The 19,156-nt window shown below is 45.0% G+C and carries 12 protein-coding genes; 11 read left to right on the top strand and 1 reads right to left on the bottom strand.

The features are described 5' to 3' along the window. Window positions 1-15: 15 nt before the first annotated feature. From BV405_RS17605 to BV405_RS03550, 9 genes are all read left to right on the top strand, one after another. Window positions 16-3,483, top strand: a complete 3,468-nt coding sequence (locus tag BV405_RS17605; RefSeq protein ID WP_217895554.1) for a beta strand repeat-containing protein — start codon at window positions 16-18, stop codon at window positions 3,481-3,483. Between the two features lie 11 nt (window positions 3,484-3,494). Next, window positions 3,495-4,241, top strand: a complete 747-nt coding sequence (locus tag BV405_RS03585) for a SapC family protein (protein WP_086479460.1) — start codon at window positions 3,495-3,497, stop codon at window positions 4,239-4,241. A gap of 59 nt (window positions 4,242-4,300) precedes the next feature. Beyond that, window positions 4,301-5,848 (top strand): TolC family protein, encoded by a 1,548-nt coding sequence (locus tag BV405_RS03580; RefSeq protein ID WP_086479459.1) that lies wholly within the window; start codon window positions 4,301-4,303, stop codon window positions 5,846-5,848. A 3-nt stretch (window positions 5,849-5,851) separates the two neighbouring features. After that, complete coding sequence (locus BV405_RS03575) at window positions 5,852-6,631, top strand: efflux RND transporter periplasmic adaptor subunit (RefSeq protein WP_086479458.1); 780 nt, start codon at window positions 5,852-5,854, stop codon at window positions 6,629-6,631. 7 nt (window positions 6,632-6,638) lie between these two features. Next, entirely contained in the window at window positions 6,639-7,625 is a 987-nt protein-coding gene (locus tag BV405_RS03570; RefSeq protein WP_086479457.1) for a phosphotransferase, read from the top strand. Then, window positions 7,612-9,462, top strand: a complete 1,851-nt coding sequence (locus BV405_RS03565; protein WP_217895553.1) for an efflux RND transporter periplasmic adaptor subunit — start codon at window positions 7,612-7,614, stop codon at window positions 9,460-9,462. Before BV405_RS03570 ends, BV405_RS03565 begins: the two co-directional genes overlap by 14 nt. 3 nt (window positions 9,463-9,465) lie before the next feature. Beyond that, window positions 9,466-11,613: a hypothetical protein gene (locus BV405_RS03560; RefSeq protein WP_086479455.1), complete on the top strand. Its 2,148-nt coding sequence runs from the start codon at window positions 9,466-9,468 to the stop codon at window positions 11,611-11,613. Further along, complete coding sequence (locus BV405_RS03555) at window positions 11,523-13,580, top strand: preprotein translocase subunit SecA (RefSeq protein WP_140054450.1); 2,058 nt, start codon at window positions 11,523-11,525, stop codon at window positions 13,578-13,580. Before BV405_RS03560 ends, BV405_RS03555 begins: the two co-directional genes overlap by 91 nt. Window positions 13,581-13,875: 295 nt before the next feature. Beyond that, window positions 13,876-14,817 carry a class I SAM-dependent methyltransferase gene (locus BV405_RS03550; protein ID WP_086479453.1) on the top strand — a complete coding sequence of 314 codons (942 nt, stop codon included), beginning with the start codon at window positions 13,876-13,878 and terminating at the stop codon, window positions 14,815-14,817. A gap of 94 nt (window positions 14,818-14,911) precedes the next feature. Here BV405_RS03550 and BV405_RS03545 read toward each other — a convergent pair whose 3' ends face one another. Continuing rightward, window positions 14,912-16,213: an alpha/beta fold hydrolase gene (locus BV405_RS03545; RefSeq protein WP_086479452.1), complete on the bottom strand. Its 1,302-nt coding sequence runs from the start codon at window positions 16,211-16,213 to the stop codon at window positions 14,912-14,914. A gap of 296 nt (window positions 16,214-16,509) precedes the next feature. Between BV405_RS03545 and BV405_RS03540 the strand changes: the two genes are divergently transcribed. Both BV405_RS03540 and oppB read left to right on the top strand, forming a co-directional pair. Then, the gene (locus BV405_RS03540; protein WP_217895552.1) at window positions 16,510-18,135 is read left to right on the top strand and encodes a peptide ABC transporter substrate-binding protein; all 1,626 of its coding nucleotides are present in this window, start codon (window positions 16,510-16,512) and stop codon (window positions 18,133-18,135) included. Between the two features lie 67 nt (window positions 18,136-18,202). Further along, the gene (gene oppB, locus BV405_RS03535; protein ID WP_086479451.1) at window positions 18,203-19,126 is read left to right on the top strand and encodes an oligopeptide ABC transporter permease OppB; all 924 of its coding nucleotides are present in this window, start codon (window positions 18,203-18,205) and stop codon (window positions 19,124-19,126) included. Window positions 19,127-19,156 lie beyond the last annotated feature (30 nt).

Raw genomic sequence — 19,156 nt, 5'->3', positions numbered from 1 at the left:
GTGCTGTCGGATCTGGTGAGTCAGGGAGCACTGGTACTGGAAACAGTAGCGGGCAGCATTACGCTGAACGAAGGTGATGCCGATGATCTGGGTCTGAGCGCAGCGGGTAACCTGCTGCTGAAAGCGGGGGGCAATACTGGTGATATTTTGGTTAATGCCAACCTGCTTAGCAGGGGTGGCAATATTACCTTGAATGCAGCGGGCGACATTTGGCAGTCAGCAAATATCAGTACTTTGCTAACAGCCAGCACCATTGAAGTTTTGGCGGCTAAATCCATCACCATGACAGACGGAGTTAGTACTCAGACAAATAATGGCAACATCCGTTACGTTGCTAAGCCTGCTGGTGCTGCCACAGCGGAAAACCAGGTTTTTCTTTCTAGTTTGAATGCGGGCACGGCTGCGATCAGTGTTATCGCAGGTTCAATTTTGGACGGTGGTGATTCGCAAACGGATCTTATTGCTAACGATTTGCGCTTAAACGCAACAGTTGGAATTGGTTCTGATGATGAGATCGTAAATGCTCTGGATACTAAGGTTGCAGTTTTGACAGCATCCGCTCGGAGTAATGGCATCTTTATCAATGAAACTGATGCGCTAACCATTGATATGGTTCAGGCAATCAGTGTCAATTCTGTAACTGTATCTGGGACTGATCAGCTGAAAACTGATTTTGCACAACAGGATGTCACCACTATTAATAATGGTAATGTTGTGTTGTCTGCGGAAAGTCTGTTGTTTAAACCGGGTTCACCTGCTTCCCGCTCTGTTTATCTGGTAGGGACAGGTAGCGCGTTGCTTGAAGCCCGCTCGGGAGGCCTGATTGTAGAGGGCAAACTTGAGCTCGATAACAGTGTGACCTCTGGCCACTTACATCTGAGAGCGAAGGGGGATATCGAACTCGGAGCATTGTACGGTGTGTTGTCTACGGATAATAACAGTGTCTATGTAGAATCTGATGCAAATGTCATTATGCAGTCAGGTGCTTCGATTCTAAGCCGAAACGGTGATGTCAGAGTCGATGCTAGCGGGAATATCGCATTGAGCCTGATCAACTCGGGAACGGGAAGTGTAGCACTTAACTCAGTTACGGGTGCTGTTCTGGATAGCCAGAGTATCCCTGAAGCAACCAATGTTATTGCAGGCGGTTTAGCCATTCATGCAGCCAAAGACATTGCATCAGCTACAAATCGATTAGAAACAACTGTGAATTCACTAAGTGCAATTAGTGACAGTGGCGGTTTGTTCTTAACTGATACTACAGCTCTGGCTGTCGGTCAGATTGAGTTAAGCATTGGTGATATGAGTCTTGAAGGCAAGGTCAGTGAGCTTATCAGCCTTCAAAATGGAATTAAGGCATTGGGTCATGTTGTCCTTAAGGCTGAAAATACTCTGAATTTAAGCTCTGAGGCTGGCTTGGTACAAAGTTCTTTGGGGAATATCTACCTTGAGTCGGTTAATCAGAGTTTGGTGATCGATACAGTAGTGAGGACGGTGGTTGGTAATACTTCGTTGCTGGCAAACAGCGATATCCACCTGACTTCAGAAGGTCAGTTGATAGCCGATGCGGGAACACTGGATCTTAGGGCTGAAACTGGCTCTATTACTATGGATTCTGGAGCTATTGCGCAGACATCTGGTGGGAATATCCGGTACCAGGCTGAGAGCGACATCAAATTGGGAACTTTAGATGCCAGAACTGGGGGGGATCGCTCAGATAATACTTTGGTAAACCAATCGGGCTGGGGGGATATCCAGATCCAGTCAAACAATGGTGCAGTTACTGTTTCGGATGTAGCCGGAGCTAACGTCTACAGTGATGAGCTTCGTCTGGTGGCTAGAGACCAAATTGGGTCTGCAGAACTTATGCTGAAATCTGAAGTCAGTACCCTGGGGATGCTGATTGAAGAGGGCGATCTCTATCTTTCTGAACAGAGCTCTGTATTGGTTGGTGATGTATCTGGGGTTCGAGTTCAACGTGTTAATAACGATGGAGTGAGCGCTCTTACCGAAGCTGAAAGTACTCTTTCAGGGCTTGATATTCGCAACGGTTCGATAGCTGTTGTAGAAGAGCTTGTCATTGGAAGCGATATTCGCAGTTCCGGAGATATTGCACTGTCTGTATCAGAGCTGTCACAACAACTAAACACGGTACTGCGAAGTGACTCTGGCAGTGTGAGCCTTGAGGCAGATAGAAGTCTGATTTTAGCTGATGTGCGTGCGATTACAGTTAATTTGTCTGCGGGTGAAGCTATATCACATGCCATTGGTAGTGAGACGAATGTAAGTGCTGAGCAGCTAAATGTAGTGGCACACTCTGTTGGTAGTGAAAATGCATCACTGGTTACTGATGTGACAGCGCTAAGTATAAAGGCTCAGGGTGATGTCTATGTGGATGAGAAGGGTAGCCTTCAAGTGGATTCCGTCGATATTGATAATGGCGAGCTGCATTTGAGTGCAAGCAAATCTATTGATTTGGTCTCAGTTCATGCGAATACAGTCACTTTGGAGGCCGGCGAAGCTATTACCCGAGTGGAAGGTAGCAATACCAACATTATCGCTAATCAGCTGATTCTGAACGGTGGCTCAGTCGGTCAGGCTGAATCTCTTGTTCAGGTGGATGTTGATCAGGTCTTGGTTCTCTCTGATGATGAAATTTTTATTTCTGATCCAAACACTTTAACAGTGAAGGGTGAAAACCTGGTGGTTGGAGCCCTAACGGCACAGAATTTAAAAATTGAAGCGGTTTCTCTGAGTAATTCCGGAACGGGTTATGCGCAGTTAGAAACAGATGTATTAGATCTTGTGATTAATAATTCTGGAGAAAGTAAATCATTCAAAGCTACAGGAACTGTTTCATTACTAACGAGTAATATTATTAATCAAGACCTTTATCTTGATGCATATTCGGATGTTGTAATATCTGACACAAAACTGACCGATTCTGACTTAGAGGTTGTTTCTAAAGGAACAATAGAGAAAATTAGCACAGTTGAGTTAGATAACTCATCTCTGGTACTTACAGCACATGGATTAACTGTTAGTTCCGTTGGCGATGTCTTTGTTGTAGATATTCTTCTCACAGAGCAGGAGCTAAATAGTCGCAGTGTGAAAGATCGGTCGGTAACTGTACCGGCAGGCTCTACTCAGCGTTGGAAAAAGGAACAAGACTTGTTTGATTCGCTTATTGGCGATCAGGCGGATAGTCAGTTCAATGAATTTGCGACAACAGAGCTAGAAAAAGATTTTCTCGGATCGATGTTCGACAGAGATCAAGATCAGAGAATGGATACTTCTGTAATAAATAGAAATCATATTCATTCACAAATGTTAACATTTGGTAACAGTGGCGGTATACTCGGTCTTGGTTTTGTTAACCTAACAGGTAACCGACAAATTTCAGTTACAGGCTTCACCTCTGCTGACTATCTGTATGACTACTATGTTGATATCGAAGCCGAGCTACTAAATAACTTACTTTAAGAGAAATGTTGATGTTTTCTAAACTTGTGCCAATTAACAAAGAAAAGCATGCCAGCTTGAAAGTTAAGCCTGTTGAAAGTTTTAGTTTTGCAGGTGGTTTTCATATCGCTTCTGTCATGGTCCATGAGTTTGTTCGGGCAGCCTCGGTTTACCCGATCGTTTTTCTGGAAGACAAAGACCAGGATGAATTCCGTCCAGTAGTGCTGCTTGGCCTGAATGCAGGTGAAAACCTATTTGTTGATGTTGAAGGAAAATGGCAGGCTTCGTATGTGCCTGCCATTATCCGACGCTATCCGTTTGCTCTCGCTAAGGCTCCAGAGCAGGATAACTTCACGGTTTGTATCGATGAAGGAAGTGATTATCTGAGCGATGCCGAAGGACAGTCTCTTTTTGATGAGCAGGGACAGCCTACTGAGGTTATCGAAAATGTTAAGCGCTACCTTGGTGAGCTGCAGCAGATGGAAGTTTTCACAAAAGCTTTTTGCCATTTCCTTGCCGAGAACAACTTGTTCACGCCACTGAATATGCGCGTTCGAGCTGCAGATGAAATTAAGAATGTAACTGGTTGCTACGTGATTAATGAAGAGCGTCTGAATAACTTGTCAGATACGAAATTCTTGGATATCAAGGAACGTCGTTACTTGGCTCCAATTTACTCACATCTAACTTCTCTTTCCCAGATTGAGCGTTTAGCACTACTGAAGAAAGGTGTTGAAAGCTTTGCTACCAACGAAGAAATTGATTCTACTATTCAATAATCGTTGATTAATAAGCTCAGGTGTTTTGCACCTGAGCTTTTTTTATACCCGAGGTTTAGATGCGCCTGTTCAACTTATCAACCCAAAAAAAATCACTTTTTGCTTTACTTATTAGTGTCGGCGTTAGTTTTGATCTTCAGGCAGATGAGGTTTTTAATGCCGGTGAGGATATAGATTTAGAGGTTGATAAAATGATCGAGCAGATTATTAGTCGCAATCCTCAGATTCGGTTTTCAGCTATACAAAAGCAGATTTCATCAGAAAATGTCTTGTTTGAACAGGGGGTTTATGAAGCAGAGTTATTTTCCTCTTTGACTTATGATGATTCACACTTGCAGCGAACTGCGAGTGAAAGGCTCTCCAGCTTTAATTCATATAATGAAAAGTATTTTGATGAAAAGAATACTAATTTGACTTTGGGTATAAGGAAACCTCTCCCGACAGGAGGTGAGTTTACCGTTAGTTATTCTGCTCAGGAAAAAGATAATAATATTATTAGTACCGCTCCATCATCGAATGGAAGTCGCGAGTATACAACTGGCCTAAACTTTCAGTACAACCAGCCTTTGCTAAGAGGTCGTGGTGCCGCAGTTTCTGAGTCTAGAATTCAGAAATCTGAGCTAGAAATGGACAGTAGTAAGGCTCAGTATAATCAGCAAGTTCTGAAAGCGATATCAGAATCTATGACTGTTTATTGGCAGTTTTATAAAGCGATTGAGTTTCTGAAGGTACGTGAACTAGCATTAAGGAATGCAGAGAAAACGCTGAAGGATGTTGAGCTCATGGCTTCCTCTGGTAAAGCCCCTGAAATTTCAGTCCTCGATGCAAAGTCGAACTTTTTGAAGAAGCGTTCCGCTTATGAGTCTGCCATACAGTCCGTTAATGAAGCTGAATATCGGTTAAACTCATTAATGAATATTCATTCTGATGATTTAGGTGGGGTAAAGTACAACCTCCTAACTAGGCCAGACCTAAAAGAATTTTCTCTTGATGGCTCTTTCAACGATTATTTTGACACGGTATTAAATAATTGGCCGAGCAGTAGAATATTAAATAATAATATTAAGATGCAAAAGTCAGAGCTTGCGGCGCTTAAAAATGAGTTGCTACCGACGCTAGATCTGAATATTGGCTATAAAAGTAATTACCTAGATAGCAGTTTCGAGTCAGGTGCTGTGCTTGATAATGAATATCCTTCTTGGTATGTCGGTATTGATTTTAAAATGCCAATAGGGGGGAATCAACAGATGCAATCCAGAAAAAGGATAGCTTTGTTAAAGGCAGAGCAGCATAAAGAAGACTTAAATGCTGTTTCCGTTAGTTTGAAAAATGATTTGCGATCTAAGCTGTTCCAAGTAAAAACGGTTTATGAAGAAATGCAGTCTCTGAAGCAAAGTGTTTCAATGCTTGAAGATATATTTAAAGTTGAGCAGAAGCAGTTTGAGATGGGATACACTCGTTTGGTTGACCTTTATGACCGAGAGGATCGTCTTAACCTTGAACGTCAGCGCCTGATTGATGCACAGGTAAAGTACCAGCTGTCGAAGGTTTCACTAGGCCTTGCTGATGGATCGTTATTAGAAAAGTACAATAATTTGAGTCATTAATTGATGCGTTATCTATTTTTCTTATTATTTATATTGCCTAGCTTAGCGGTTGCTGATGAGTTTTATGGTGTTATCTATTCTGATAGCAAGATTGAACAGTCAATGGAAGACAGTGGCACGGTCAAATCAATTGATATTAAGATTGGCCAGGATGTAAAGGCGGGGGAAATTTTGGTCACTCTTGAAAGTGGGATGCAAGAGTTAGAGCAGCAGAGAAACAGGTTGATTTGGAAGGATACTCGTGAACTGGAAACCCAGCTCAGGCGTCTGGATATATTGAGAAATAAGCGTGATGTAGCTGAGTCGCTCTATTCTCAAACTCGCTCTATCAGCCGAGATGAACTCGATAGCTTAAGTTTAGAATTGATTCAAGTTGAGGGGCGAATAGAGCAAATCAAAGAGCAGAAATTACGTGATGAGATCGAGTATCACCTGAGTTCGCTTCGGCTCCAGAAAAGGCAACTACGAGCTGCTTTTGATGGTACCGTCATTAGCTTAACTGCTAAGCAAGGGGAGTGGGTAAAAGCCGGAGACCCCATTCTTGGTTTGGTTAATGCTGATAATCTCTATATAAACCTGAATGTACCAGATATTTTTGCCCGCCGATTAAGTCTAAATAGCTCAGTCCCAATTTCGGTTCAGAATGTTTCAGCAGTTCATGGGCGTGTCGATTTTATTTCTCCTGTTGCTGATGCTGCTAGTGGATTAGTAGAAATCCGGATTAAGCTCAAGAATGAGAATAAGCAAATCCGACCAGGTGCCAAAGCTATGGTAACGTTGTAGTAATTAAATGAGAAATCCCCTAATTAAGATATCTGAAAATGAACAGGAATTTGAAACCTTTCTTACAGAGATTGATGAACATTTTCAGTATGTGATCAATAGTAGGCTTCGCTGGAAAGTAACAGATCTATTCATCAGTCGCGGTAATAATAATATAGTTATCAAGTTTAATTTTGATACTAATGATTATGTTTTTCGTGTTCCTATCCATGGTAGATACCAGCTGGATGCGGTTGAAAAAGCTGCAAGAATATTTGCTGGGTCTAATTTTTTCAATCGCATTATTTATTCTGACTCTAGGTGTTTAATTGAACCTTTTGTTAGTGGAAACAACCTTGGTTCCTCTGGCAATTTAGATGACTTTCGAGCCCTCGGAAGTGCTTTGTCTAAAATACATAGTCACTCTTCAGAAGGTTTTGGGTGGTTAAAGACTACCAGTCTGGGTGTCGATTCTGATATTGATGCCTATTTTTCTAAAAACATCATGCAGCCTTGGCATAATTTCCAAAAGTCGGGATTATTAACTCAGAGCCTTACGAATTTTCTGAATAATTTCTTGTTAGAATCTATCTCTATCTTGAAAGAAAAGAGCCTTGTCGTCTGTCATGGCGATATTTGGTCTAACAATGTTTTTTACGATCCGATAAAAGAAAGGATTAAGATCATTGATTGGGACTCAATCGGTTCTTATAGTGTTGAGAAAGATCTTGACTTTTTGATTGATGATGTTTTTTCAGAGGGTCAGAAAAGTGCCTTTTTGGAGAATTATGAATTTAGCTTTGATATGAGGCTTGTTTATTGGTATCAGTTTGTCAGATTGTTAGCCTATATTTTTTCTCATCATCGGTATGAAGTTCAGCATTTGAGAAGGTTTTTAGTTCTTGTTAATAAAATTGCTGGTCATGAGGGTTTTTCAGAACGTGTTGATTTTTCAGAAAAATCCATAACCCGACTTTCTGAACATCTTTGGAATAATTGTTTTGTACAAGAATAATGTGGATCTGCTGTTTGCTAGATTGTCCTCCTTGAGAAGTAAGAGCGTATATGAGTCGCCGGAATTATTCTGGGCTGATTACATTAATATTGCATCAAGACTTTTTAGTTCAGACAGAGTCTGTATCTTAGTTTCAGAAAATGATCCTATCGTACTGACCCGGCAGAAAACGGCTTCATTTGATTCAATAAATCAGCCTGTTTTTGATTTTTGCCCTGATCTAGCTGCTAAAACCGTTCTCAATATGTCTTCCCGCTGCCTGATAAATGGGTTTGCTATGGAGTCTTCATTTGGGCACCAAGGATCCACGTTGTTGGCTTTTAAGCTAACTCAGTTTGACGATAAACTGGTTTTTGTTGAATTGCTTCCAGACGAGAAAGAGCAGTTGAAGGAAGTTGTTATCAGGGGACGGCTATTGGCTGATCTCCCTTCCGGTTCACAAAGTCAAAAGATTGAATATCAAGATGATGCGGAGCATACAGACTCTCTCTTACCACTGCTCTCTTTGCTTCCTAGTTTGTATAGCGCAAGTACTCTTGAGCTTTCAGGTCTCAAGCTTGTAAATGATCTGGTTGCGGCCTCAACTGATGTTGATCAAGCGGTGATTGGTTGGCGGAACGGAAAATCAATATCAATTAGCCAGATAAGCCATGTAGAGCGTATTGATCGGAATATGGAGCTGACTAAGCTCTTTGAATCTGCTCTTGAGGAAGCCTTCGATCAGCAATCTGATATTTCACTGTCTTCCTCAGATTCTGGTCTTGTTTTTTTTGCTCATGAAAAGCTTCAAAGAGCGTTGGGATGTGAAGATATTGTTTCTATAATTATATATGATATTCATGATAAACCACTTGGTTGCTTGCTACTTGTTAAAAGTAGTGGTCGACTCTCTCCTCAATTCATGAATTCATTGTCATTTATTCTAAGTGTTTCATCTGCAAAATTTGATGAATTGTATACCAGTTCGCTAAGTGTTTTTGAGAGGTCTGTTATATATTGTGAGAATTTTCTTTCTTTATTTCTCGGTAAAGAGTGGTTTTTGACAAAGGTTATTTCACTATTTTTGTTGGCCATTTTCTTATGGCTTGTTTTTGGCTCAATATCGTTCCGTATTGAGGCAACTGGAGAAATCAATACTGATAAAACTTTGGTAATTAGCACCAGTCAAGATGGTGTGATTTCAGAAGTGTATTCTGATATTGGTGAGTCGGTAAGTAAGGGCGACAAACTTATTGAGTTGAAAAAGCGGGACCTGATACTTCAACTCACAGAGCTGGAAGCAGAAAGGCAGCGCTATATTACAGAAGGTGACAAAGCTCGTGCTTATAACAACATTGTAGATGTTGAGATTTATAATGCCCGTAGGCTGCAGGCAGAGGCTAAAATAAAGCGCATCAATCTTAAAATCAAAGATGCAGTGATGCTTGCGCCGTATGATGGCATTGTCGTTGAAGGGGAGCGAAAAAATCTCATTGGTTTACCTGTGAGAAAAGGGGATACATTACTTAAGATTGCCCGAGTTGAAGGACTGTACCTGACTTTGTGGGTCGACGAGAGTGATGCTCACTTTATAGCAGTTGGTGATACTGGGGAGTTTTCTCTGGTTAGTCAGCCACTTGAACCTATTCCATTTACGGTAGAGCGTATTGTTCCTATGGCTTCAGTTCAAAGTAAGGGAGCTAGTTTTCAGATAAAAGCTAAGCTGGATTCAGCTTCTCAAGCCTGGTGGCGACCGGGTATGACCGGCGTTGCAAAGATCGATAAAGGATACGAGGCACCATACTGGGTTTTTGGGCGAAAATCGTTCAATCAGATGAACCTTTTGCTCTGGTGGTAAGTAATGTCGAATACCTTTAGTGAAAGCTGGTTTCTGGTTGCACAGCTGAGAGTCGCTATGCAGCCCGGCACTAAAGTCCATAAACAACATTTCAGGGGGATAAATTGGTATGTGTTGCAGGATCCCTGTTCTGGGCGTTTTTTCCGTTTGCAGGAGATTGCCTACCGTTTTGTATCTTCACTTAGTGTAAACTTGACCATTGAAGAGCATTGGCAAAACTTTGTTGAAAGGTTTCCCGAGCAAGCGCCGGGTCAGGAAGATGTGATTCAATTACTATCCCAATTACACCATTCAAGTTTATTGTTTTTTCGCTCTGAAGCTGACACAGAAACAATTTTTGAGCGTGTTACTACTCAAGAACGAAAAGAACATCTCTCAAAACTAATGGCATTCATGTATCTTAAAGTGCCATTATTTGATCCAGACCCACTCTTAGAACGTTTTGGTAATTACCTAAAGCCCATATTCAGTTTCACGGCATTTTTCCTCTGGCTTCTGACCGCCTCAATAGGGGTGTTTACGGTATTTGAAAATTGGCCAGCACTTGTAAATCAGACACAAGGTGTCCTTGCGCCAGATAATATTTTCCTCCTCTATATATCCATGTTTGGGCTAAAACTATGCCATGAATTTGGGCATGCAATAGCCCTAAAACGCTTCGGTGGAAAAACAACAACATTGGGCTTAATGTTTATCGTTTTAACACCTCTACCTTATGTTGACGCATCTCAGTCTTGGTCACTTAAGCAACCAAGGTACAGAGCTGTGGTTGGATTTGCAGGAATGTATGTTGAGCTTTTTCTGGCATCGCTTGCTGCTGTTTTATGGGCAAATACAGCTCCGGGAATTATTAACAGTCTTGCCTTCAATGTCATGATGATAGGCTCAATCTCAAGCCTGTTATTCAATGGGAATCCTTTGCTGAAGTTTGATGCGTATTATATAGCTTCGGACCTACTAAATTTGCCAAACCTTTTTAAGAAAAGCTCAGATCAATGGCTTTATTATTTTAATAAATACCTATTAGGAACCCGTGATGCTGAATCACCTGCTTTCGATGCCTACGAAAGGGCATGGTATACATTTTATGGGTTCAGTAGTTACTTTTACCGCTTAGCAGTCGTCTTTATTATTGCCATTTATGCCGCTGATCTTTGGATAGGGCTTGGTATTGCTATGGCAATTGTCTCGTTATCTATTTGGGTTTTTATTCCTATGGGTAAATTAATAAAATTTTTACTAACCAGTAATGAAATTAGGCATAATAAGCCCCGAGCTTGGATGATGAGTCTTGGACTTATGAGTTTGGTTGTTATTGCAATTTTCTTTGTGCCTGTCCCTTATAACGTAAAAGCGCCGGGCGTTGTTCAAGCCGAAACATCAGTTCAGATATATAGTGACTCTGGAGGGGTCTTGGATTCTGCGATTTTGTCCTCCGGACAAGCTGTCAAGGCAGGTGATGTTATTGCGTCTTTCACCAACGATGACCTTGTGCACGAAAAGATGCTTATCAGCCAGCAATTGAATGAGGTGAATCTCCTCATTCGGCAAGCTTTGGATAAGGGGCAAGCTGATATTCATAGTCTTACTCAGCAGAAAAAATTCCTGAGTGAACAACTTACAGAAATAGCTTACAGGCTAAGTAGACTCAGTGTTGTTGCCCCTTTTGATGGTATCTGGGTTCCGAATAAGCTTAAAAGCCGTCTTGGGTCATACATCGGTCTTGATGAGGAGTTGGGTACTTTATACGACAATAGCCGATTTAACTTTGTAGCTGTGGTAAGTCAGGAAGACGCGTCTGATATTTTTGGCTACCCCCTAAACAGCTTAGGCATGAAATTGCTTGGTCAAAATTATCATGAGTTGAATCTGGAGAGTACGATTCTAAACCCGTACAAAAAATCCTTTCTACCTTCCGGTGCTTTAGGTTGGGAAGCTGGAGGACCTGTGATGTCGACCAGCGCTCAAGATGGCCGAGTTAAGGCGGTTGAGCCTTTTTTTGAAGTTATTTCTTATATTGATAGTCCCCCAGATGTCATCTTGTACGAAGGCATGACTGGGTGGGCTCTATTCAGATTACCCCCTCGTTCTCTGTTCTGGCAGCTGCGTCAATCAGTATTGCAGTTGGTACAGCAGCGCTATCAGATTTGATTATGACCAAATTTCATCAGCCAAAGATTGTTCATGAAGCCAAAAGCGATCTGGTGACTAAGCTTTCGCTTTTTATTCACAAGCGAAAGCATAGGGATCAAGTTCAGCGCTATGTAGTAGAAGCAGAAAAAGTTATTGCACTTTGTGATGTTTTTGAGTCATTAAGTAATGCTCAGTTAAGTGATCAATTACGAGAATGTGCAAGTTTTGCTCGTACCGGTAAGCTCATAGAAAATCGTTCATTGTTACTAAATGCTCTTGCACAGCTTGTGTTGGTAAGTGCTCGCAAACTTGGTATGAGACCTTATCCAGTTCAGGTTTGTTGTGCCTTGGCGATGATTGATGGCTATTTGGTGCAGTTAGCTCCTGGTGAGGGAAAAACCCTGACGATTGGTTTAGCGGCTTCTGTATTGGGTTGGAGCAAAAAACCTTGCTTTGTGATCACGACAAATGACTATTTGGCTCAACGTGATCTGAGTTTACTTGAGGGGTTATATAATGAAGCCCACGTTACAGTCGCAGCTGTCGTTCAGGATCTATCGCCAGTCGAAAAAAATATGGCTTATCGAGCAGATGTTGTCTATGGAACTGCTAAACAAATGCTGGCCGATTATCTAGGTGATGTGATAAGTCTTGGCGGTTTGGCAAGCCGAATTCGTATGTCTTTGTCTACCCTTCAGGGAAATACAGCCCAGTTGCTTATGAGAGGGTTGCATACTGTTATTGTGGATGAAGCTGATTCAGTTCTGATTGATGAGGCCACAACTCCTCTTATTATTTCTTCTCCTGAAGAAAACAGCATGTTGTCTCTTGCTGTCGGGGTTGCATGTGATTTTGTTGATGAGCTGACTGTAGGTTTGGATTACCAGCTTGAAGAAAATAGTTGGTCACCAAGATTTACCAGTAGTGGTGATTGTAAAGTTGAGGCAGCAGTGAATCGCTTCCCTGCTCTATGGCATCATAGGGGGCGTTTACACGACCTTTTGACGCAAGCTATCTTGGCCAAAGATAAATTCAAACTGGATGAACACTTTGTCATTGTCGATGGCAAAGTCGTATTGATTGATGAGTCCACTGGGCGAATGATGCACGGCCGGTCTTGGAGCTACGGTATGCATCAGGCAGTAGAAGCACGTGCCGGTGTAGAGCTTACAGCGCCAAGTAAAACTATGGAAAAGATGAGTTTTCAGACATTTTTCAAATCATTTCATCATCTTACTGGTGCTAGCGGCACACTACAGAATATTCAAGCCGAGTTATACCAGACATATCAGCTGAAGACGCTTGAAATACCTACCCGGCTGCCTTCTCAACTTAACGTTCGTCCATTTGAGTTCTTTCGATCCAAAGCTGAAAAGATTGAGGGGCTCGTGAGTTTGGTTTCCAGATTACATCAAACTGGTCAGCCTATTTTGATAGGGACACGGCGAATCAGGGATACAGAAGAGTTGTCATTGTATTTAGAGGAAAATGAGTTTGAGTTCGAAGTATTAAATGCCAAAAAGCTAGATCTTGAAGCCGATATTGTATCTTGTGCAGGGCAAACCGGAAAAATCACCTTATCGACTAATATGGCTGGTAGAGGCACAGATATTCCTGTTCCCGCAGAAGTGCTTGAAAAGGGAGGTCTTGCTGTAATTATGTTTGAGCCGCATGATTCTGCCAGAATCGACTGGCAGCTTTTTGGTAGGGCTGGTCGTCAGGGAAATAAAGGCTGCGCATACCCTTTAGTAAGCGCTGATGATCCGTCACTAAGAAGTCATCTCAATATTTTGTTCAGGCCGTTACTTTGGTTATTGCAAAGAGGTTATGTGCACGAATCACTTGTAAACTTTGTGGTCAGTAGGTCACAACAAAGTGCACAAAATAAAGCATTTCGTCAGCGCAAGCAGTTATCAAAACTCATCCGTTCTTCCCAGGAACGGATGAGTTTCATTCGTAGTAAAACGGAAAGCCTGCAGAGATAGCTCTATCTGCATTGTTTTGTGACTTTCCTTGTTTATGCCTTGAGCAGATACTGGTGCCACAGACTCCTCAATTCCCCCGCCAAGCCGCCTGCGCAGCCTCTGGCGTGACGCAGTCATAATGATCGTTCTGTTTTGGTATGCCGCTGGCCTCAAAGCCCGCTTCACCTCCACTACCTCCACCCTGCTACCGTGAGCCGTAATCACTCCGTCCGAAGGATGCTCTCCACCAAAACTTAGCCTCCCACTGAAATTGCCTGTAAAATACGCGCCTTGCTTTAACAGCCCTGAAGGTACTATGGAAACTCACGCGCTCGTTACTTTAGAAAATATCCTGCACGCTGCTTTGTCAGCTCCACCCACCGAAGTTCGTCGTTTATTTCACGGTCGTGGCCGCTGTTATGAGGGGCTGGAACAGCTGACCGTTGACTGGCTGCAGGGGCAGGTGCTGGTCTGTTTGTTTAAGGAACCATCTGAAGAGTTTCTGACAGAACTTCAGGCGCTGCTGGCGCGCTGGACAGAAACTGATGTTTGGCAGAAAAGCGGCGCAACGTCACTGCTGCTGCAGCACAGAGCGCGGGAAGGTGTGCCAATGGAGCTGATGTGGGGCATCCACAACGAACAGCAGGATGTCACTGAAAGCGGCCTGAAATACCGGCTGGATCTGGGCGGTAAGCAGAACAACGGTCTGTTTTTTGATATGCGTCTGGGCCGTGACTGGGTACGGGAGCAGGCTGGTCAAAAACGGGTATTAAATCTGTTTTCCTACACCTGTGGTTTTTCTGTCGCTGCCATAGCAGGCGGTGCTGACCATGTGGTGAATCTTGATATGGCCAAAGCCGCGTTAAACCGGGGGCGGGAAAATCACCGCTTAAATGACCATGACCTGAAAAAGGTCACCTTTATGGGGCATGACCTGTTCAAGTCCTGGGGGAAGGTGCGTAAGTATGGCCCTTACGATCTGGTGATTATTGATCCGCCGAGCTTTCAGAAGGGCAGCTTTGCTCTGACCAAGGATTATCAGAAAATTCTGCGCCGTTTGCCGGAGCTGCTGACCGAGTCCGGTCAGGTGCTGGCCTGTGTTAATGATCCTGCGGTTACCTCACAATTTCTGATTGAAGGCATGGCGGAAGAGGCCCCTGAGGTGACCTTTGATTACCGATTGGATAATCCGCCGGAGTTTCCGGATATTGACCCTGAAGGGGGCTTGAAAGCGCTGGTGTTTAGTCGAAAAGCCTAAGCGTCATATCATCCCCCTGAATAGCCATCCGGCTGGTTTCGGTTGGCTCTTCAGGGGGATGCTGCTTCTTGTTGGCTTGGATTAAAAGCCAGAATTACCGGCTTCGGGACAGAACTCTCTCAACCAGAGGTTCTACCACGTCGCGGCCGTGGGCGCGTATGCCATCATGTTGCCATTCCGGATGCAGCCACACATTCGCGCCGTTAATCGCAGCGGCGGTTTTCAGGGATTCACCCTTATCCACGTAATAATCCTGCTCGAAGACGATACACTCCACCGGTACGGTGTTCTTCTCCAGTTGTTCAAGATCGTACAGTTTCGGCCAGTCATCTTTCGCGGCCAGTAACTCGGCTACGGCCTTAAAACCACGAAGCTGGCCGTAATCCTCCAGCATATCCGGGCGCACGGTTTCGCCGTAAAAGCTCACCCCAAGTTGGGCTTCACCGGTTGGGGATTCCGATTCATTCAAGAGGCGAGCCGGATCAAAACCGCCGTGGCGCTGCATAGTGTCTTCTGCTGCCCAGTTGCTGGCGTTCTGTTCACAATAGATAGCTTCGTGCAGCAGCACATACAGAGGATTGGTCTCGTAACTGGCCTGCTGGCGAATATGCTCGATAAAGCCATAGCGCAGCTGAGTCTCACCGGAACCCGCCACAAAGGGGTTATCCAGCAGGGCGTGAACCTTGGAGAAACCTGAGGTTGTGCCCAGCAACATACCCAGATCAAGGAAGCGGCGGGCGGTCATCACGCCATCCCGTCCCAGCGGGTAGGGGGTAGCCTCAAGCAGCTCGACAATACGTTTTACCTTGGCGATATCTTCCGGATAGGTACGGTAATAGGCCTGACTGCGCTCAAACACGGTTTTCACCAGCAGATCATAGGTCGCTGGGGCATCTGCCAGCAGCATCGGCGGCAGACCACCACAGATCATCACACCGGCAAGGGCTTCTGGCTGCACACTCAGGTAATGGCAGCTGATAAAACCACCAAAGCTCTGTCCCAGCAGATACCACTTGGCACCGCCAAACTCCCGCCCGCGCAGCTGCTCAAGATCCCGCACGATATTATCTGCCCGAAACTGACTGATATAACGCAGCTGATCCTCAGGCTCCGGCATGGATTGGCACAGTTCCGGGCCGATGCCGTGACTGCGCCCCGTACCGCGCTGATCCATCAGCACCACCCGGAAATGATCCAGCATAAAGTCCAGCCAGGAGATGCTGTCCGGATCTTTTGGTGCTTCAAAGCCGGGGCCGCCCTGCAAAAAAACGCAGACAGGTGCCTGTGGATTGCGGGTGATTTCCCGGGCGTAAAGGTTGATTTGTTGGCCTTCCGGCTGGCTGTAATCCAGCGGAACGCTGATTGAAATGTCCCGCATGGTATCGGTATTTAGCATTCTAATTCCCTGCAAAAAGTGATGTTTTTCAGTCGGTTGCTAATTAGTTGTTTTTATCGTGATTTTCTAAATCAGTAATTTTTTTCGCTACATGGACTGCATTGTTTAGTGTGTTTGAATATCAATGTCGATAGAGATTTTCTAATAGGGTATTAAAAATCTCTATAGCTGATTCGTTGTATATTGTATCCAATATAAAGTATCGTGTGTTTCACCGCTTCAGCAGACCGACGGAAAACAGAGGTTCCGCAGCTGAAGACGGCTACAAAAATAATAAGCAGATTCAGGAAAAATCGATGAAACAGAAACACTTTGTGAAGACGTGTCTTTTCAGTGCCCTGACGATGGCATCAGCAGCAGCCTGGCAACCCGCATCCGCGGTGGTGATCCCGGAAGGGGTTAAACTGGCAGCGAAACAGGAGATCACGTTAAACAACAGCACCGAGGTGACCTCGGTTGATCCCGCCAAAATGGGTGCAGAGCCCGCGTTTAATATCGGCAAAGATCTTTTTGATGGTCTGGTCTCACAGGATGACAAAGGCCGTATCATTCCCGCCATCGCGACCCACTGGGAAGCCACTGATGGCAACCGCACCTACACCTTTCATCTGCGGGATGATGCCCGCTGGTCTAACGGTGATCCCATCACCGCTGACGACTTTGTTTACAGCTTCCGCCGCCTGATGGCTCCGGCAACCGCATCACCTTACGGCTGGTTTGCGGATATCGCCCGCATCAAAAACGGTTCTAAGGTACTTGCCGGTGAGATGGCACCGGAAAATCTGGGGGTTGAGGCGGTCGATAAGCTGACACTTCGTTTTACCCTGGATGAGCCGATCCCTTTCTTTGTCAAAATGCTTTCCCATCCTGTGATGTTCCCGGTTCATCAGGCCACGGTTGAAAAGCACGGCGATGCCTGGACCCGTCCGGACAATATCGTTTCTAACGGCCCGTTCAAAATGCAGCAGTGGGCGGTGAACGAGAAGATGGTGCTGGTGAAAAACGACCACTACTGGAATGCTGATGAAGTGGTGCTTGAGAAGGTGACTTTCCTGCCGGTAAGCGATCCAAGTGTGGCTCTGAAACGCTATCTGGCCGGTGAGATTGATGTGTTGCGTAAGCTGCCAACGGCTCAGCTGAAGCGTTTGCGTAAAGAGTACCCGCAGGAACTGAGTAAGATCGCTCCAAGTCTGCAAAGCACTTATTACTCTCTGAATACCAAAGAGGGGCCAACGGCAGATATCCGCGTGCGTCAGGCGCTGGCCTATGCCATTAACCGCAGCATTATCACCCGTGCGGTCACCGCTAACGGTGAACTGCCGATGTATGGCCTGACACCGCCTCAGATCGATGGTTTTGATCCTAAAATTCCGGCGTATGCCAGCATGACCCAGCAGGATCGTGAAAAAGAAGCCAAGCGACTGATTAAAGAAGCGGGCTATGGCCCGGGTAAGCCGCTGGAACTGAAAATGGTGATTCCAAGCTATAAAGATGACCAGAAGGTAGCGCTGGCGCTCTCCAACATGTGGAAGAGTGTTCTGCAGGCCAAAGTTAGCGTTGAGAAGCTGGAACCTAAGGTGTTTTATGCCACCAAGAAGGGTTATCACATCTACCGTGGCGGCTGGGTTGCGGACTATAACGAGGCATCAACCTTCCTCGATATCTTCAGCTCAGACGGCAATGGCCCATCTCAGTATCTGAATGCCAAATACGATGATCTGCTGCGTAAGGCGAAAACCGGTGATAACAGCTCCCAGCGTTATCAGCAGGCAGAAGCGATGCTGAGTTATGACTTCCCGCTGGTGCCTCTGTACCGTCCCGGTTATCAGGACAGTCTGAAGAAGCCTTATGTGGGCGGCTATAACTTCACCAACCCTGAGCAGAACTACTATCGCCGGGATGTTTACATCAAGGCTCACTAACGGTTTGCGGTTTTAATCCTTTTTGAGTGACGCGTCACGCCCAGCGTGGCGCTCCCGGAGATTTATCATGCTCTCTTTTATGACAAAGCGCCTGCTGGTCGCCGTGCCAACGCTGCTGGTGATTGCGCTGGTCTCTTTTCTGTTGATGCATCTGGCACCGGGCAGCCCTTTTGGTGGCGAAAAAGATCTGCCACCAGAGGTTCTGGCCAATATTGAAGCCAAGTTCCATCTGGATAAGCCGGTGATGGAGCAGTTTGTCATCTACATCGGCAACCTGTTACAGGGGGATTTTGGTCCTTCCTTTGTCTATCACGACTTTACCGTGACCGAACTGATTGTTCAGGCGTGGCCGGTTTCTCTGGAGCTGGGTCTGTGGGCCTTCCTTCTGGCGGTACTGTTAGGTGGTCTGATTGGCACACTGGCGGCGCTGAAACAGAACTCCCGACTGGATTACATCCTGATGTCTCTGGCGATGTCCGGTGTTGTGATTCCTAACTTTGTTTTAGCGCCCTTGCTGATGCTGGTGTTTGCGGTACAGCTGGGTTGGCTACCTGCCGGTGGCTGGAATGATGGACAGTGGCAAAACATGATTCTGCCTGTGGTGGCGCTGGCATTAAGTTTTGTCGCCAGCATTGCCCGCATTATGCGCGGTAGCATGATCGAGGTGCTGCACAGTCCTTATATCCGTACTGCCAAAGCTAAGGGCCTGCCGCAATCTTATATCGTACTGCGTCATGCACTGCGTCCGGCACTGATGCCTCTGGTGGCGTATCTGGGGCCTGCCTTTGTCGGCATCGTCACAGGTTCAATGGTGATTGATGTTTTCTTTACCACCGGTGGTCTGGGGCAGCACTTTGTTAATGGTGCTCTGAACCGGGATTACGGCATGGTGATGGGCATTACGATGCTGATAGCAACCCTGACCATTCTGTTTAACGCCGTGGTGGATATTCTCTATGCCCTGATCGATCCCCGTATCCGGCATAGCTAGTCGTTACTGCTGCTCACTGACTGATCCTTT

The organism is Oceanospirillum sanctuarii (assembly GCF_002150805.1).
Lineage (GTDB): Bacteria > Pseudomonadota > Gammaproteobacteria > Pseudomonadales > Halomonadaceae > Oceanospirillum > Oceanospirillum sanctuarii.
This window is presented reverse-complemented; position numbering and strand designations above follow the sequence as displayed.

Bases quoted from the DNA above. Each gene is read 5' to 3' on its own strand.
- BV405_RS03545 (WP_086479452.1), bottom strand. From the start codon at position 16,213: ATGCTAAATACCGATACCATGCGGGACATTTCAATCAGCGTTCCGCTG.
- BV405_RS03580 (WP_086479459.1), top strand. From the start codon at position 4,301: ATGCGCCTGTTCAACTTATCAACCCAAAAAAAATCACTTTTTGCTTTA.
- BV405_RS03575 (WP_086479458.1), top strand. From the start codon at position 5,852: ATGCGTTATCTATTTTTCTTATTATTTATATTGCCTAGCTTAGCGGTT.
- oppB (WP_086479451.1), top strand. From the start codon at position 18,203: ATGCTCTCTTTTATGACAAAGCGCCTGCTGGTCGCCGTGCCAACGCTG.
- BV405_RS03570 (WP_086479457.1), top strand. From the start codon at position 6,639: ATGAGAAATCCCCTAATTAAGATATCTGAAAATGAACAGGAATTTGAA.
- BV405_RS03550 (WP_086479453.1), top strand. From the start codon at position 13,876: ATGGAAACTCACGCGCTCGTTACTTTAGAAAATATCCTGCACGCTGCT.
- BV405_RS03560 (WP_086479455.1), top strand. From the start codon at position 9,466: ATGTCGAATACCTTTAGTGAAAGCTGGTTTCTGGTTGCACAGCTGAGA.
- BV405_RS03585 (WP_086479460.1), top strand. From the start codon at position 3,495: ATGTTTTCTAAACTTGTGCCAATTAACAAAGAAAAGCATGCCAGCTTG.
- BV405_RS03540 (WP_217895552.1), top strand. From the start codon at position 16,510: ATGAAACAGAAACACTTTGTGAAGACGTGTCTTTTCAGTGCCCTGACG.